The sequence below is a fragment of the Flavobacterium tagetis genome (assembly GCF_016735615.1).
In the GTDB taxonomy this organism is placed as follows: domain Bacteria; phylum Bacteroidota; class Bacteroidia; order Flavobacteriales; family Flavobacteriaceae; genus Flavobacterium; species Flavobacterium tagetis.
In genome coordinates, this window is sequence record NZ_JAERSF010000001.1 from 73,206 (window position 1) to 88,634 (window position 15,429).

Below are 15,429 nucleotides of genomic sequence, written 5' to 3' on the forward strand. Positions count from 1 at the left end.
TATTAAGTGGTTCTAAATAATAAGCCAGTTTTTATTGGAAGAAATTCCAAACCAGACCAAAGCGCAGTACAAAATCACGATACGGATTATGTGGTGCAGCATAATAATTACTTTGTGAAAATAAAGCATTAAAATGCTCTGCTTTTAAATAAAAACGAGTCTGGCGTATTCTGGCATTTACAAAGAAATCGAATGTTGCAAAACCTCCAATTTTCTTATCCTGCTGTACAAAAAATTCTGCAATTACAGGGTTATAATCATCTCCGTAATATTTTGTCATATAATTAAATACAAGTCCGGCTTGCATAAACAATGCTTTTTTAAAGAAATGATTAGAATAATAGAATGTATTTCTAGTTACAAAATCAGGCACATTTAAAACTAAATCTGACTGATCTACTTTTTGATACAAAAGTGTATTATCTAGTGCAAAAGGTCCAAATTTAAACTCTCGACTTGCTTTTATTTCTAAATAATTAATCACATTTCCGTACTGCATTGGTTTAACGATTTGTTCACTCACTGCTTTCTGAGCATCTGTAGCCATATCTGTGAAATACAAATGATCTTTTAATACCGTATATTGAACTTGTCCAGTCAACCAAGGAGTTGTAATTTCTGCACTTAGCGAATTAATTTTTTCATTTTTAAAATTATTTGACCAATTGTACGAAATCCAGCTACTTTGGTACAAATTATAATTGTTATTAGGCAGTTTGTTGATATTGCGATATCTAAAATCAAATTTAATTTTTTCGCTCATATCATATCGCAACTTAGCATCTAAATCTGAAAGCGATTCCTTGGTGATTGACCTTGAATACAAAAATCTACCATTCCATTTGTTTTTCTGATATTCATATTGAGCACCAAAATTATTAAACTGTAAATACAAATTGTCAGGAACAGCATTTCCATCTGCATCAACAATAATTCGGCCGTATTGGTAATTTGATCTGTAATCGTCTACAAAAAATATAAATTTCCCTAATAATGAATTTTCGTAAGCTGCCCCTACCTTATTATACAGTCTTTCATATTTAGTTTGATCATTAATATTACTTGCTGCGTAAGACTCTCCAAATCGCTGTATACGCGTAGTCGATCCATCATTGGCTGTTATAGTAGAAATTACAGTTGGCTGTTTATACTCATAATCTTTGTACTCATAATTAAACTGATGCGTTATATATAGGTTATTACTTCCATCAGTTGGGTTTACCCTAAAAGCATGATCAAAAAACAGTCTTCGTCCTTTTAAAAAGGATTCTGCATCAGTCAAATAAACCTGTAATCTTTGTCGGTTTTTATAATCTTTATTATCACTTTCAAAATCAGCATCGTTCGTTATACCTCCATTTTCTTCATTCAATATATCCTGATTCGTAAAATGAGCGTTTATTGCGTAACGTTTATTGGTTGTTGCATAACTGGTTGTAATTCTTAAATTTCCAGCACTGACCAATTGATTGTTGTAATCTCCTTCAGATCTTAATCCTTTATATGCAATTGAAAAATTAAGATTTTTAGAAGCATTTAATGTGATAAAAGAATCTACATTTTGTCCTTTTTTTATAGTCGTATTAAAAAATAACTCTGTAAAAGGAGTTGCAACAGAATAATATCTAATTTGATCTGCTTGCATATAAAGCGAATGCTTCCCGTTAAAACCAATTTCAGGATATGGAGAAAAACTGGTTAAGCTATATTGCAACGTGTTTAAAGGCTGGCCTATATTAGATAATTCCTGAAGTCCAAAAAGATCTTTTCTAAGATGATTTTGTCTGTAAGCACTTTTAATAGTCAGCGAGGTATCCGCATAAATGGTATCATGTTCTAATGTCACAATTTTATACTGATCTATCGTCGCTATTTTTTGTTTTTTCTTTTTTACGGTATCTGTTATACTAGAATATTCCGTATTCATATCTAAATTATTTTTAGAAGCAGTTTTTTTTTCTTGCGAAAACAATAAAGTTGGAACAACTAATAGATATAGAAAAATGAATATTCTCATTTGATGGCTTTATATAAAATTATTTCGAAAAAATTTAGTGAAGCAAAGGTAAAAGATAAAAACGTATAAATAAAAAAACATAATATATAATATGAAACTAGAATTGTTTCGGTCTTTAGGAAACGAAAACCCCGTATACAAAAGTATACGGGGCTCTCAAAAAAAATCAAAATATTTATTTTTCTTATTCCCAAATTGGGTATAAATCAATTTTAATCATCAACTTAATTGATATAGAACATTCTAAAGATTAGAATTTATCCCAGAACAATTTAGTATTTAATAAATCTCCACCAATATCAGCAGCAGCTTTAGTATAATTTGCCTTATTTATACTTGCTTCTACACCTGGATAAGTGTATCTAACTGGTACAGTGAAAATAAGCTTATTGATAGCTGCTTGTGGTGCTTTTAATACAGGGAAATCCAATCTTCTGTAAGATGTCCATGCTTCGTATCCTCTGTTATAAAGAGCAAACCATGCTTGATTACCAATTTTTTCTTTATACGTAGCTCCACTTAACGGATTATTATAATCTACTTTTGGGCTCGCAATATAAGCATCAATAGCAGCAGTATTAGTTACTCCCCAATCTGCCATAGAAGCTCTAATACCTGCATCATAGTATACTTTTGCTTGAGCAGAACCACCTGGAATTAAACTTTTCTCAGCAGCTTCTGCTAATAAGAAATTCAACTCAGCGAAATCAAAGATATTTCCTGGAAAAGCAGGATTATTTAATGTAGACGTTATTTGCGAGTAAGTCGTATAAACATTTCCTGCACCATAAGTTCCACCAACAAATGTTCTTCCTGCAGGAATAACAGGAGCTGGAGAAGTTAGATTAGTAAAATATTTAGGCATCCTTGGGTCACCGCCAGGAACAACAGCATCCATAGCAGAAACAAAAGGCTCAGCAGGAATAAAATCAAATCTCTGACTAGTTACTAAATCAGCATACAATGGATTTTGATTTCCTGATGTAGTCAAATAAGTCAATTTTGTATTATCAGCATTACTAGCCAAAGCACCAGAAGCTAGAGCTGCCTGAACTTGAGTAGTTGCGTATGCTGGATCAATATCAGACATATTAACTGCCATTCTAATTATCAACGAGTTAGCAAATTTCATCCATTTCGCATTACTTGCAGCATTACCTGAATAGATAATATCCGCAGCACCAAAGTTAGCTGCTGCACTATTCGTTTTTAAAACAGCAACATCTGCATTTAATCTTTTAATAAGATCTATGTAGATAGTTTTTGCATCATCATAAGCTGGTAAAGGATATTTCTGAATATCAATTGCCTGTGTGTAAGGAACGTTTCCAAAAGTATCTACCAATACACTATAAGCATAAGCTTCCAAAATATCAATAAGCGCCAATTTATTTTGCTTAATTGCCTCATCTGCAGGAGTTGCAGTAGCTGTTGCTGCAATCATAACTCTTGAATCATGAAAATCAGCTAGAACATCTCTGTACAAAACCAAAAAGTGCGTATCAGGAATTTTTCTATTTGTAATGTTATACTGGCTTTCATCAGGATAAGTAGTTTCCGTCCATTGTTGTGCAAATAATCTAAAAACATTATTATTTACACTAGTACTAACCATTTGATCGACTAATTTTTTCTCAGCATTTGTAAACAAATATTCAGCTTTGGTGGTTGTTGGTCTTTTCGGATCAACATTCATATCTGTAATGTCTTGGCTGCACGAAACCATCATACCTACCACAGACATTAATAAAAGTACTTTTTTCATGATTTAAAATTTTAATGTTAGGTTACAACCAATGTTTCTTGTTGTAGGAAGTGAACCTCCTGAATAACCTGATGATAAGTTACCTGAACTTATACCACTTTCTGGATCTGCATCTGGAAGATTTTTACTGATGATCCATAAGTTAGAACCTACTAAAGAAAGACGTAAATCATTCAAACCTGCTTTAGCTATAAATTGTTTAGGGAAGCTATAAGTAATACTTACCTCTCTTAATTTAACATAACTTGCATCGTAAACAAATGCTTTTTGCGGATTATTGTTGTATCCATAGATACTTCCAGCTACTTCAGGACTTGGCGTTCTTGTAGTATTAGGAGTTCCATCTTCATTTACTCCTGGTAAAATAACACCTCCACCATTAGCAAGTGTATTTCTTACAGGGTTTCCAAGCTCATTGTTTCCTGCTGTAGAAGTATATAAACCAGAGCTTTGTCCATAATATTGGTCAAGAGAGAAAATATCTCCTCCTTTTTGAACATCAATTAAGAAACCTAGAGAAACTTGTTTGTAAGTAAATTTGTTACGAATACCTCCAATCCAATCTGGAGTAACATTACCAATTACATTATTAGTAGTTGCAGTTTGTAAATACACTCCATTTTTAGTTACTCTTTGACCGTCTGCACTGTAGATATAATCTTTTCCAAGAATATCTCCATAAGCATGTCCTTTTGTACCAACGATACTAACACCTCCTTGGAATGTTCCAATTGTTAAAACATCAACACCTGGTGCTAAAGCTACAACTGTATTCTCATTTTTAGACCAGTTTAGGTTAATATCCCACTGGAAATCTTTTGTTTTGAAAGGAGTTGCATTGAACACTACCTCAATACCTTTATTTTCTACAGATCCTGCGTTTACATATCTAGAAGAGTTACCAGTTGCAGTAGAATAATCTACTGGGAAAATTTGATCTTCACTTAAACTTTTATAAACACTTACATCAAAACCTAATCTTCTGTCAAGGAATTGCATCTCTAAACCAAGTTCTTTAGATGTAGTTTTTACAGGGTGCAAATCTGGATTGTTAGCAATGTTCGGTCTTGAATAAAGTTGGTTTGAACCAAATGGGTTAAATTTAGTAAATACATCTTGCAATGCATATGCGTCAATACTTCCTTGTGGATTCTCTGCATAACTTGCTCTAAGTTTACCGAAAGATAACCATGGTTGATTAATATGACTTGTGAAAACATAACTTCCAGAAACAGAGTACGTATTAACATCGTTGTCGTCTTGTGGCAACATAGAGAATGCATCATTACGTACAGTTCCTTCTAAATAAAGGAAATCTCTGAACCCTACCGAAGCAGATGCATAAATACTGTTTACAGCTGTGTTATCTTCAGCCTCAATTGGGAATGGAGAAGCATTTACTGAATTTGATAATGCATAGATTCCTGGAATAATAAGTCCTCCATCTGTAGAAGCTAATGTAGAAGTACGTCTAGTTCTTAAAGCATTATAACCAACTAAACCTGTTAATGTGAAATCTTCAGTAATTTTTTTATTGAAGTTCAATGTAACCTGATAGTTTTGCTCAGAAAACATACCAGTATACTTTTGGTATCCTGAACCAACAGCTAAACGGTTGATTCCAAATGTTCCTGCCAAAGATCCTACTGCTTTTCTCTCTTCACGTAATTCTGAATAAGTATCTGTACTTATTTTTCCTGTAGCGTTTAACCAATCTGTAAATTTATAATCTAACTGACCATAACCGATGAAACGATTTCTTTCGTCTGTTTGGTAGTTTCTATATCTTGTAAAATATGGGTTATCCCAATATTTAGGATTTGTATTTCCATTAGCAGGATCTGCCATGTTCCATGAAATATTTTGTCCGCCTGAATTTTGGAAAACTTCTTTTTGAGATTGAATATCTACGTTAGTTCCCCACCATTGACGGAATAAACCAGCAACGTTATCACCACCGTAACCAGTAGTGTTTCTACCCATTGTAGTTTGAGCTAAATAATTTGCAAAAACACTTGCAGATAATTTATCTGTTAATTTGTGGTTGAATTTAATACTTGCATTATTTTTCTTCAATTCACTATTTGGCAAAATACCATTCTCTTTATAGTTGTTGTAATTGATAACAAAGTTGCTTTTATCTGTACCCCCTTCAAAAGAGATTGAGTTATTGAATGTTTGTGCTGTTTGAAAAAATGTAATTGGACCATTTTTAGCAGCAACCCATGGAGATTTTTGTCCAAATTTTGAAGAATATGGAGAATAAGATTCCCAAGTATAAACAGAAAGATTTGGATCAAACGCAACACCGTAAGAAGCATCATCTGTTGTACTTACAACTTGGTTACCATTTTTATCTATAACAAAAAATGCACCTGTTGGTCCAACTGGAGTCCCTTTTGGATTACCATTGGCATCATAAGTTGGTCCATATCCTTGACCATATTTGTTTTGGTAAACAGGGAAAGTGTTTTTATCAACTGATCCAACACCAAACTCACTAGAAATAGTAATTCCCATACCTTTTTGAGCTTTACCTTTTTTGGTAGTAATCATAATTACACCATTACCAGCTTGAAACCCGTATAAAGCAGATGCAGCAGCACCTTTCAATATATTTAATGTTTCAATATCATCAGGATTAATATCCATACCAGCATTACCATAATCATAAGTATTACGTGCTCCTGCTGTTTGTGCTCCATTACTAGAGTTCACATTCGAGTTATTAATAGGCATACCATCAATAACAATAAGCATTTGGTTATTTCCAGTAAGGTTTTTAACACCTCTTGAAACTACGTTTGTAGATCCTCCAAAGTTTGTATTTCTTCTAATTTGTACCCCAGCAGATTTACCAGAAAGATCGTTAAGGAAGTTAGGACCGGCAGTACCACCAACTAAGTCTTCTCCTTTTATTTCCTGAGTAGTATACCCAAGAGCTTTTTTCTCTCTCTTAATACCTAATGCAGTTACTACTACACCTTCAAGTTCAACTGATGAACTTACTAATTTTGCATTTACAGAAGTTGAGCTTGCTGCAATTTCTTGGGTTTTCATCCCAATGTAAGTAAATACCAAGATTTGATTTGGGGATGCTTTGATAGAATATTTTCCATCAAAATCTGTTTGTGTTCCAACTTTTGTTCCTTTAACTAAAACACTCACACCTGGCAAAGGCATTCCTGCGTTATCGGAAACAATTCCTGAAACAGCTCTTTCTTGCGCAAAGGTAAGTTGCGCTATAAGTACTAATAATAGCACTAAGAATCCATTAAACTTTAGTTTCATTTTATAAATTTTGAATTAGTAAGTCGCAAACATCTTAATATTTTCTTAAAGCAACAACCCGATTTTCGGGTAACTCATAACTATTTTTTAATATTTCTTTAACATCTGATTTTTTTAAAATACTTAATTAGCATAAAAACAACACTATATGTAATTTTATACATAAAATACTGTAATTTGTTCAACATTAATATTAACATTTAATTAACATTTAAAGGAAGAATAACCTCAAAAAAATGGATAAAATTCAAAAAAAAAGACAAGTATTATCTTATAAAAAAACTTAGGAAATAAAACATTTTCAACTGAGAATGTTTTATTCCGGCTTTTTTTCCATTTATACTTCTTTATTTTAACATAATAAATTGTAAATCAATTCTTCTAAGTTTTATAAATGTTAAATTTCAGCCTATTTTGCTCCTCTTTTTAAAAATTCATAATTAAACATTTTTCAAAAAAAATCATAAAAAGCAGATGTTTTTCCTTGTTTTTACTGGGATCACAGATTTAAACTCATTTTAAAAAATGGCCAAATTTGCATCAATTTGGAATTTTAAATATGACAATTCTAGAAGGACAAATTTCTCTCTGTTTTCACTTAAATTTTGTTAATGATTTTTAGAAAAAAAGCACCATATTTGCTTTTTAAAAACTAAAAAATGCTCGAAAAAAATTTCTCTGGGTTTGTTTTAGAAACGGGAACTGATGAGGCTGGCAGAGGATGTTTGGCTGGACCAGTTACTGCTGCAGCTATAATATTACCCGAACATTTTGAAAATCAAATTCTGAATGACAGTAAACAGTTGTCTGAAAAAACAAGAGCACTTTTAAGACCTATTATAGAAGAAGAAGCTTTATGTTTTGCTGTTACGCATTTATTTCCAGACGAAATTGATGAAATAAACATTCTAAATGCTTCGATGAAAGGAATGCAGGAGTGTATTTTAAAACTAAAACATATTCCTGAATTTATTATTGTTGATGGAAATCGTTCTTTGAATGCCAAACTGGGACTTAAAAACACCTATGGAAAACAGTTTTCTAAAGATGAAATTGCGCTTTTAAAATCGATTCCGAATCAAAGCATTATAAAAGGCGATGGGAAATATTTAAGCATCGCTGCCGCGTCTGTTTTAGCAAAAACCTATCGTGATGAATACATGGATCAAATTCATGAAGAATTTCCAATGTACAACTGGAAACAAAATAAAGGATATCCAACCAAAGAACATCGTGAAGCCATTAAAGAATTCGGAACTACAAAATACCATAGAATGAGTTTTAGGCTTCTACCTGAGCAGTTAGAACTCGATTTATTTTAATAAAAAAACGACCTAGATAATAGGTCGTTTTTTTACTTTTTATTTTTTACTTTTTACTTTTTAAAAACTCAGCAAATGTTTTTGTATCATAATAGAAAGGTCTAACAGAAGTAATTTTTCCATCTTTCAAATCGAAATGTTCCGAAATTGGAACCGACATTGTTTTGCCCGACTTTTTAGATTTGCAGTTTATTGTAAAATAAATGATTACTTCATTTTTAGAAGCATCGCTAAAATAAGTTGGTTCTTTCTCTATTTGAAGATCAAAAAACTCTGTTGATTTTGTAAACATTTTAGTCCATTCACTAAAACCAATATAAGTTCCGCCGTAAGGTAATCCAGCTGCCTGATTGTAAATTGAACCATCTGCCACTACAGTCGCCAATGCATCAAGATCTTTTGTTTTAAAAAGGCTTTCGTAATATTTTGCTACTACTTTTAAATTATCAGTTTCTAAATTTTTCAAAATATCAGCTTCAGACAATGTTGCTCCTTTGTCCCAGAAACCAATAATTTTACTAACCTGACCCTTTCCATTTAAACGTGCAAAATCACGGCCAGCCATTATAAGGTTATTTTTAGAATCGAGAACCTTCCATTCCCACGTAACATAATTGTCTTTTACAATTTTTGGACCCGACGTTAATACAGCATCTGGGTTTTTCTTATAAAACTCGTTGATCACATTATTAAATGCGGCAATCCCTTTTATAGAAGCCGAAGGATCTTCAAAGGTGCTGTCTTCTAACCAGATTGATTTAATCATCTTTAATCTGGTATCGCTATTTTTTTCCTGCCACACTTTTTCATAAACTGCAACTGGATATAATTTATCTTTCTTTTGGGCAAAAAGACCATTAAGCACAAAAAGGAAACAGAATAAGTAGATTTTTCTCATAAGCAATCAGGAATAAAATGAAATTTAAATTTAATAGTATAAAACCAAATTTAGCATAAATAGCTAAGAGAATTACAAGAAGTCTAGAATTTGCCATCCCATCAAAATCTTAACTTTTGCGAAATGGTTTTTCCGTTTTTTGAATATAAATTTAAGAAAAAAACTGCTTTCTATTAAAAAAACAAACCTAATTTGCTGTTCAATTCACCACTTAAAATAAAAAACCCGTTTCAAAATCGATACTTGAAACGGGTTACTTTTTATTAGGAATTATTTTTTAAACAAATTCGGCTTCGAACAGCTCAGTTAAATGTTTGATGATTTTAACTTTTACTTCTTCTTCGTCTACTTTTTCTACTCCAAGTTCAACGTTTAAAGAAGTAACGCCTTTTCCGCGAATACCGCACGGAATAATATTATCAAAGTAACCTAAATCGACATTTGCGTTTAAAGCAAACCCATGCATGGTTACCCACCTTGAAGCACGAACGCCCATTGCACAGATTTTACGTGCAAACGGAGTTCCAGCACCAAGCCAAACACCTGTTTCTCCTTCGCTTCTACCCGACTCTAAACCATATTCTGCCAAAGTCAAAATAATAGATTCTTCAAGCAAACGAAGGTATTTATGAATATCTGTAAAGAAATTTTCTAAATCTAAAATCGGATAACCTACAATCTGTCCAGGTCCATGATACGTAATATCGCCTCCACGGTTAATTTTATAGAAAGTCGCGCCTTTCGCTTCGAGCTGTTTTTCGTTTAATAATAAATTCTCAAGGTCACCACTTTTCCCTAAAGTATAAACATGCGGATGCTCTACAAAAAGTAAATAGTTTGGCGTTGGGAGATCTAGTTCTTCTCTTCTGTTCTTGATTTTTAAATCGACTATATCTTTGAAAAGTTCTTCTTGATATTCCCAAGTCGACTTATAGTCTCTTTTGCCCAGATCCTGAAGTTGGATTTTTTTGTTCATTTTAATTATTTTTCAAACTCAACATCAAAGTTAAGCTTGTCGGGATTCTCCATATAATCCGTAAAAGAGTATTGAATTGTAATTGATTTTCGATCGTCACTAAACAACGCAGTTGGATTAGAGACTTTCTTAATTTTTTTTGGAAAATGATAATTTACAACATAACTAGATGAAGCAAACATCATTTTTGACATATCTGCCGCAGAGTCTTTTGCTTTTGCAGCTTTTTTTTGCTGATCTACTACTGCTTTTCTTGTAAATTTCTTTCCGTCATAAGTATAACTTAGCTTACTGCCATTATCTCCAAAACCGCTTCCCATAGGATTTGCACCTCCTTCTAATTTTTGAAGCGTACCTAATGTTTGTAAAATATCTTGAAGTTCATTTACATTTTTAAAATCAGTTGCCATTATCATTTGAAACTGTTTTTTCTCCGAGCTCATTTTTGTTGACACAACAAAGTTTTCCAACTTTTTAAGCTCTTGTTGTGTTTCTGGTGACAACTTAGCAATACTGTCTTTTTTCTCTTCAAATACTTGCTTGAAAGTAAAAGTAGTATCAATATCTTTTTTAGCATCCCCCATTTGCCCAGCAATCTGATCGCCCGCCATTTCCATTAAAGCAGAACCATCCATATCTACAGAGAATTTTCCAGTTCCGTTATCGTTTATATAAATATTTTCAGTGAAAGTACAGCTAGTTAAAGTCGCTATTAAAAAAGAAAAACCAAGTAGTTTATATAATTTCATCGTAGTTATATTTTTATCAAAGATACAAAGACTATTTTTAAAAATACATTTTATTGAAAGCTCCAATTATTGTTCAAATTCAACTTTAAAACCAAAATCTACATTACTTTCCTGCATGTTATCCAAAGGCACTTCTACAGTAAAGCCTTTTCTATCTTCTGTTATAACTGCTTTTTTGAGTGAGACGGTTTTGATTTTTTTAGGAAAATGATATTCGGCAATATACCTGCATTCCTTTAGCATTTCTTCCATTTTTTTAGAGAATGGATCATCGCTTTTTTCTTTCTTAGCTTCTTTTTTCTTTTTAGCTTTTTTATCGTCTTTAGCAGGCGTTACAGTCTTAATAAAAACCTTTCCATCATAAAAAATAGTCGTGGTTGCTTTTTCTTCAGGCTTGGGCGCGGCACTTAAAAGTCCTAAATTCTTTTTGTCTGTAGCAGCCAATCCTTCTAAACTTTCTGCCGGAGTTGCAATAGATTTATAGCCTGTTCCACTAGGAAAATCAAATGCCATAGCATATTCAAATTGCTTTTTTTCGTCATTTATCTTTATGCTCACTTTAAAATTCTCTAAAACTTCAAGTTTCTCTTTTTCTTTCTCAAGTATCTCTAGTTTTTCTTTATCTCCATCTGGAAGTTTAGAAATACTGTCTTTTATTTTTGCTAGAACATCTTTGAAAGTAAAAGTGGTATCTAAAACTTTATTAACTTTTGTCGAATCTGATTTTTTCATCCCCATTTTATACATCGGAGACATATCAAAACCGTACGAAAAAGTTCCAGAACCATCTTCGTTCATAGTCATCTTTTCTTTAAGGATACAGCTAGTAAAACAAAATGCAATAAAAAAGCAAAGTAGAATTTTTTTCATAATTGAGGTTTAAGTTATTCAAGCGAAGATACTTTCTTTTAAGAATTATTTTAGTTTCATTTTAAAACAACTTCAAATTTGTCATTTAAGGCTTTATCCAAACCCTGTAAATGAACAACTTGATATTAGAGCATATTTTACATTTGTTAGAAACACGTCTATTCCAACAGCTATCGATGCCGACTAAAGTTGATTGAAACCCAATAATTTGATGTTGCAAAAAATCTAAAAACTGCATTAAAAAATCTACATTCTTTTCTTTATCTTTGCACACTTAAAAAAATAAAGCAAAAATGGCATTATCAGAACAAGAAATCATCAGAAGAGAAAAACTTCAAAACTTACGCAACTTAGGAATCAATCCTTATCCAGCTAATCTTTTTCCTGTAAATCATACATCTAAGCAGATAAAGGAGTCATTTGAAGAGGGTAAGAAGGTTATCGTTGCGGGTCGTTTGATGAGTGTTCGTGATCAGGGTAAAGCTTGTTTTGCTGAGTTGCAAGATAGCGAAGGACGTATTCAATTGTACGTAAATCGTGATGTATTGTGTGAAGGTGACGATAAAACTTTATACAACCAAGTATTCAAAAAATTAACCGATTTAGGAGATTTTATTGGTATTGAAGGTGAATTGTTTACTACACAAGTTGGTGCAAAATGTATTCGTGTTTCTGGTTTTACTTTCTTGAGTAAAACTTTGCGTCCGCTTCCATTGCCAAAAGTTGACGAAGAAGGAAATGTTCACGACGCATTTAATGATGCTGAGTTACGTTACAGAATGCGTTATGTAGATTTAACTGTAAACCCACAAGTTAAAGAAACATTCATCAAACGTACTAAATTGTTCAGTGCAATGCGTGGTTATTTTAACGACGCTGGATATTTGGAAGTTGACACTCCGGTTTTACAATCCATTCCTGGTGGAGCTTCGGCGAGACCATTTATTACGCACCATAACTCGCTTGATATTCCGCTTTACATGCGTATTGCAAATGAGTTGTATTTAAAAAGATTAATTGTTGGTGGATTTGAAGGTGTTTATGAGTTCTCTAGAAACTTCCGTAATGAAGGTATGGACAGAACACATAACCCTGAGTTTACTGCAATGGAAATATATGTAGCTTACAAAGACTACAACTGGATGATGGAGTTTGCTGAAGGTTTATTGGAGCATTGTGCGATTGCTGTAAATGGTACAAGCGAAGTTACTTTTGGCGAGCACAAAATAAACTTTAAAGCGCCTTATGCACGTGTCACAATGACAGATTCTATCAAACACTTTACAGGTTTTGATATCTCTGGAAAAACAGAACAGGAATTGTTTGAAGCAGCACGTGGAATGGGAATCGAGGTTGACGAAACAATGGGTAAAGGAAAATTAATTGATGAGATTTTTGGAGCTAAATGTGAAGGAAATTATATTCAGCCAACTTTCATTACTGACTATCCAAAAGAAATGTCTCCGCTTTGTAAAGAGCACCGCGATAATCCAGATTTAACGGAGCGTTTTGAATTAATGGTTTGCGGAAAAGAAATCGCAAATGCATATTCTGAATTAAATGACCCTATTGATCAAAGAGAGCGTTTTGAAGATCAAATGCGTTTGGCTGCAAAAGGTGATGATGAAGCAAACGGAATTATCGACGAAGATTTCTTAAGAGCTCTTGAATACGGTATGCCTCCTACTTCTGGAATGGGAATTGGAATGGATCGTTTGATTATGTATTTAACAAACAACGCTTCTATTCAAGAAGTTTTATTGTTCCCACAAATGCGTCCTGAGAAAAAACAAGCTCAGATCGAATTGACAGAAGAAGAAAAAGTGATCATTACTTTATTGAAAGGAAACGAAAATAAAATGGATTTATCTCAACTAAAAGTTTCTGCTAACTTAAGCGGTAAAAAATGGGATGCTTCTATGAAAAACTTATCTAAACATGGTTTGACTAAAGTTGTCGTTGATGGCGAGTTTAAATTTGTGGAATTGGTGGGGTAAATTTTAAAAAATCCAATTTTGGAAATTCCAAATTCCAAATTGATTTACATACTTCAACCCCGACAGGTTTTAAAAACCTGTCGGGGTTTCTTTTTTTAAACGAATACTTCTTCTCATCAATACTTAAAACTGAAATCAAAACTCATTTTTAAAAAACTGAAAAACAATACTTTAATTCCACTAAATTGTTTTACAAGAAAATACTTTCATAAGCCTTACTATAACATTAAAAAACAAAACAAATTACGACTCTAAGTTAATATACAATTGATATAGTTTTTGCTTTTTTTAGCAAACAAATTACTACATTTGAAAACAAAAATAGACTTTCAATCAAGTCTATTTTTTTTTAACCCAAACCCATTCAATTAACATTTTTCAACCAATAATCTAAATGAAAATTAGAAAGATCGCCCCAAACGAAGACTTAGAAACAACAATCAAGAAAAAAAGAAACCGTTACAAATTTGCAATCGTCGCTGTTGTTTTTGTCTCAGCAGCATCATTTTTAGGATTTAAATATTTTACACCTAAAAAGGAAGCCGTTTGTTTAGCCACAGATACCAAAATCTACGATGCTTACAAAGACGCAGTTGTACTTATAAAGCATAAATATGGATACTTTGCTAAAATTAACGGAAAAGAATTTCAACTTAATGTTGAAGACGCTAAGGAAGAAACCATTTACGGAACTGGCTTTTTTGTAGATACAGAAGGAGACATGATAACCAATAGACATGTTTTACAGCCATGGGATTCAACTGAAGAAGAGAGCGAGAAAGTAAATACTAATATTCGAAATCTACGAATGAAGATTGCTTCTATTCTTACTACCGATGTTTCTGAAGATGACTATGAAAGCTTTATCAATAACAACTGGTCGCATGCTTCAATCTCATACGAAGAAGGTGAAGGAGAGGGAGAATACGAAGAGTCAGGTGAAGAAACTACTGAGTCAGCGGGTGAAGAATTTGTTAGCTCTAATGAAACAGAAACAGATACAACTCAAGCATCAACAGATATTGCCGCATCTATTCCAGTGAAAGAATATGTTTCTGCAGAAAATATTGAGGTATATGTAAAAACTGTAGGGATTGAAGTGGCTCTTCATAATTCTGATGGTGAATGGATTAATTGTGAGATTAAAAAAGTTTCAGATGACAGCAATATTGATTTAGGCATTTTGCAAGTAGCCAATCATAAAACTCCTAAAACAGTTACCAACATCATTAGCCTTGATAATATTGTTGACAATGATACTTCTCTAGCTCCGGGGCAAAAAGCGATAATGGTGGGCTATCCAATGGGAATCGATTTGGCTCAGACAAATTCTGGTATAAAAGTACAGCTTTACAATGGTCAGATAAGTAAAGAATCTGACGGCAATAAAATTCAATACAGTATAACTTCTACACATGGCGCTAGTGGTTCACCAGTTTTTAATGAATGTGGCCAACTAATTGCTGTTAATTTCAGTGGATTCGATCAGGTTCAGGGTTTCAATTTTGGAATTGTAGCAAAGCATATTCAATCACTTTAGTCAA

The 15,429-nt window shown here is 32.8% G+C and carries 10 protein-coding genes; 3 read left to right on the plus strand and 7 right to left on the minus strand.

All coding sequences use genetic code 11. The features are described 5' to 3' along the window. Nucleotides 1–31: 31 nt before the first annotated feature. The 3 genes from JI750_RS00325 to JI750_RS00335 form a co-directional block, all read right to left on the minus strand. Nucleotides 32–2,017 carry a putative porin gene (locus JI750_RS00325; protein ID WP_201998167.1) on the minus strand — a complete coding sequence of 662 codons (1,986 nt, stop codon included), beginning with the start codon at nucleotides 2,015–2,017 and terminating at the stop codon, nucleotides 32–34. 250 nt (nucleotides 2,018–2,267) lie between these two features. Beyond that, nucleotides 2,268–3,782 carry a SusD/RagB family nutrient-binding outer membrane lipoprotein gene (locus JI750_RS00330; protein WP_236672943.1) on the minus strand — a complete coding sequence of 505 codons (1,515 nt, stop codon included), beginning with the start codon at nucleotides 3,780–3,782 and terminating at the stop codon, nucleotides 2,268–2,270. A gap of 3 nt (nucleotides 3,783–3,785) precedes the next feature. Beyond that, complete coding sequence (locus JI750_RS00335) at nucleotides 3,786–7,073, minus strand: SusC/RagA family TonB-linked outer membrane protein (protein WP_201998168.1); 3,288 nt, start codon at nucleotides 7,071–7,073, stop codon at nucleotides 3,786–3,788. Between the two features lie 659 nt (nucleotides 7,074–7,732). On the opposite strand from JI750_RS00335, the gene rnhB reads away from it, so the two are divergent. After that, nucleotides 7,733–8,395, plus strand: a complete 663-nt coding sequence (gene rnhB / locus JI750_RS00340) for a ribonuclease HII (protein ID WP_201998169.1) — start codon at nucleotides 7,733–7,735, stop codon at nucleotides 8,393–8,395. Between the two features lie 46 nt (nucleotides 8,396–8,441). On the opposite strand, the gene JI750_RS00345 is transcribed toward rnhB, so the two are convergent. The 4 genes from JI750_RS00345 to JI750_RS00360 form a co-directional block, all read right to left on the minus strand. Beyond that, nucleotides 8,442–9,293, minus strand: a complete 852-nt coding sequence (locus tag JI750_RS00345; protein WP_201998170.1) for a nuclear transport factor 2 family protein — start codon at nucleotides 9,291–9,293, stop codon at nucleotides 8,442–8,444. A 277-nt stretch (nucleotides 9,294–9,570) separates the two neighbouring features. After that, nucleotides 9,571–10,269 carry a lipoyl(octanoyl) transferase LipB gene (gene lipB / locus JI750_RS00350; protein WP_201998171.1) on the minus strand — a complete coding sequence of 233 codons (699 nt, stop codon included), beginning with the start codon at nucleotides 10,267–10,269 and terminating at the stop codon, nucleotides 9,571–9,573. A gap of 5 nt (nucleotides 10,270–10,274) precedes the next feature. Further along, nucleotides 10,275–11,018 carry a hypothetical protein gene (locus JI750_RS00355; protein ID WP_201998173.1) on the minus strand — a complete coding sequence of 248 codons (744 nt, stop codon included), beginning with the start codon at nucleotides 11,016–11,018 and terminating at the stop codon, nucleotides 10,275–10,277. Between the two features lie 66 nt (nucleotides 11,019–11,084). Beyond that, nucleotides 11,085–11,888: a hypothetical protein gene (locus JI750_RS00360; protein WP_201998175.1), complete on the minus strand. Its 804-nt coding sequence runs from the start codon at nucleotides 11,886–11,888 to the stop codon at nucleotides 11,085–11,087. 293 nt (nucleotides 11,889–12,181) lie between these two features. On the opposite strand from JI750_RS00360, the gene lysS reads away from it, so the two are divergent. Together lysS and JI750_RS00370 are read left to right on the plus strand one after the other, a co-directional pair. After that, complete coding sequence (lysS, locus tag JI750_RS00365) at nucleotides 12,182–13,885, plus strand: lysine--tRNA ligase (protein WP_201998177.1); 1,704 nt, start codon at nucleotides 12,182–12,184, stop codon at nucleotides 13,883–13,885. A 394-nt stretch (nucleotides 13,886–14,279) separates the two neighbouring features. Continuing rightward, nucleotides 14,280–15,425 carry a S1 family peptidase gene (locus JI750_RS00370; RefSeq protein WP_201998179.1) on the plus strand — a complete coding sequence of 382 codons (1,146 nt, stop codon included), beginning with the start codon at nucleotides 14,280–14,282 and terminating at the stop codon, nucleotides 15,423–15,425. The last annotated feature ends 4 nt before the right edge of the window (nucleotides 15,426–15,429 follow it).

What these genes read in the sequence shown, in the direction of transcription:
- rnhB (WP_201998169.1), top strand. Translation starts at nt 7,733, where the DNA reads ATGCTCGAAAAAAATTTCTCTGGGTTTGTTTTAGAAACGGGAACTGAT.
- JI750_RS00325 (WP_201998167.1), bottom strand. Translation starts at nt 2,017, where the DNA reads ATGAGAATATTCATTTTTCTATATCTATTAGTTGTTCCAACTTTATTG.
- lysS (WP_201998177.1), top strand. Translation starts at nt 12,182, where the DNA reads ATGGCATTATCAGAACAAGAAATCATCAGAAGAGAAAAACTTCAAAAC.
- lipB (WP_201998171.1), bottom strand. Translation starts at nt 10,269, where the DNA reads ATGAACAAAAAAATCCAACTTCAGGATCTGGGCAAAAGAGACTATAAG.
- JI750_RS00355 (WP_201998173.1), bottom strand. Translation starts at nt 11,018, where the DNA reads ATGAAATTATATAAACTACTTGGTTTTTCTTTTTTAATAGCGACTTTA.
- JI750_RS00335 (WP_201998168.1), bottom strand. Translation starts at nt 7,073, where the DNA reads ATGAAACTAAAGTTTAATGGATTCTTAGTGCTATTATTAGTACTTATA.
- JI750_RS00345 (WP_201998170.1), bottom strand. Translation starts at nt 9,293, where the DNA reads ATGAGAAAAATCTACTTATTCTGTTTCCTTTTTGTGCTTAATGGTCTT.
- JI750_RS00370 (WP_201998179.1), top strand. Translation starts at nt 14,280, where the DNA reads ATGAAAATTAGAAAGATCGCCCCAAACGAAGACTTAGAAACAACAATC.
- JI750_RS00330 (WP_236672943.1), bottom strand. Translation starts at nt 3,782, where the DNA reads ATGAAAAAAGTACTTTTATTAATGTCTGTGGTAGGTATGATGGTTTCG.
- JI750_RS00360 (WP_201998175.1), bottom strand. Translation starts at nt 11,888, where the DNA reads ATGAAAAAAATTCTACTTTGCTTTTTTATTGCATTTTGTTTTACTAGC.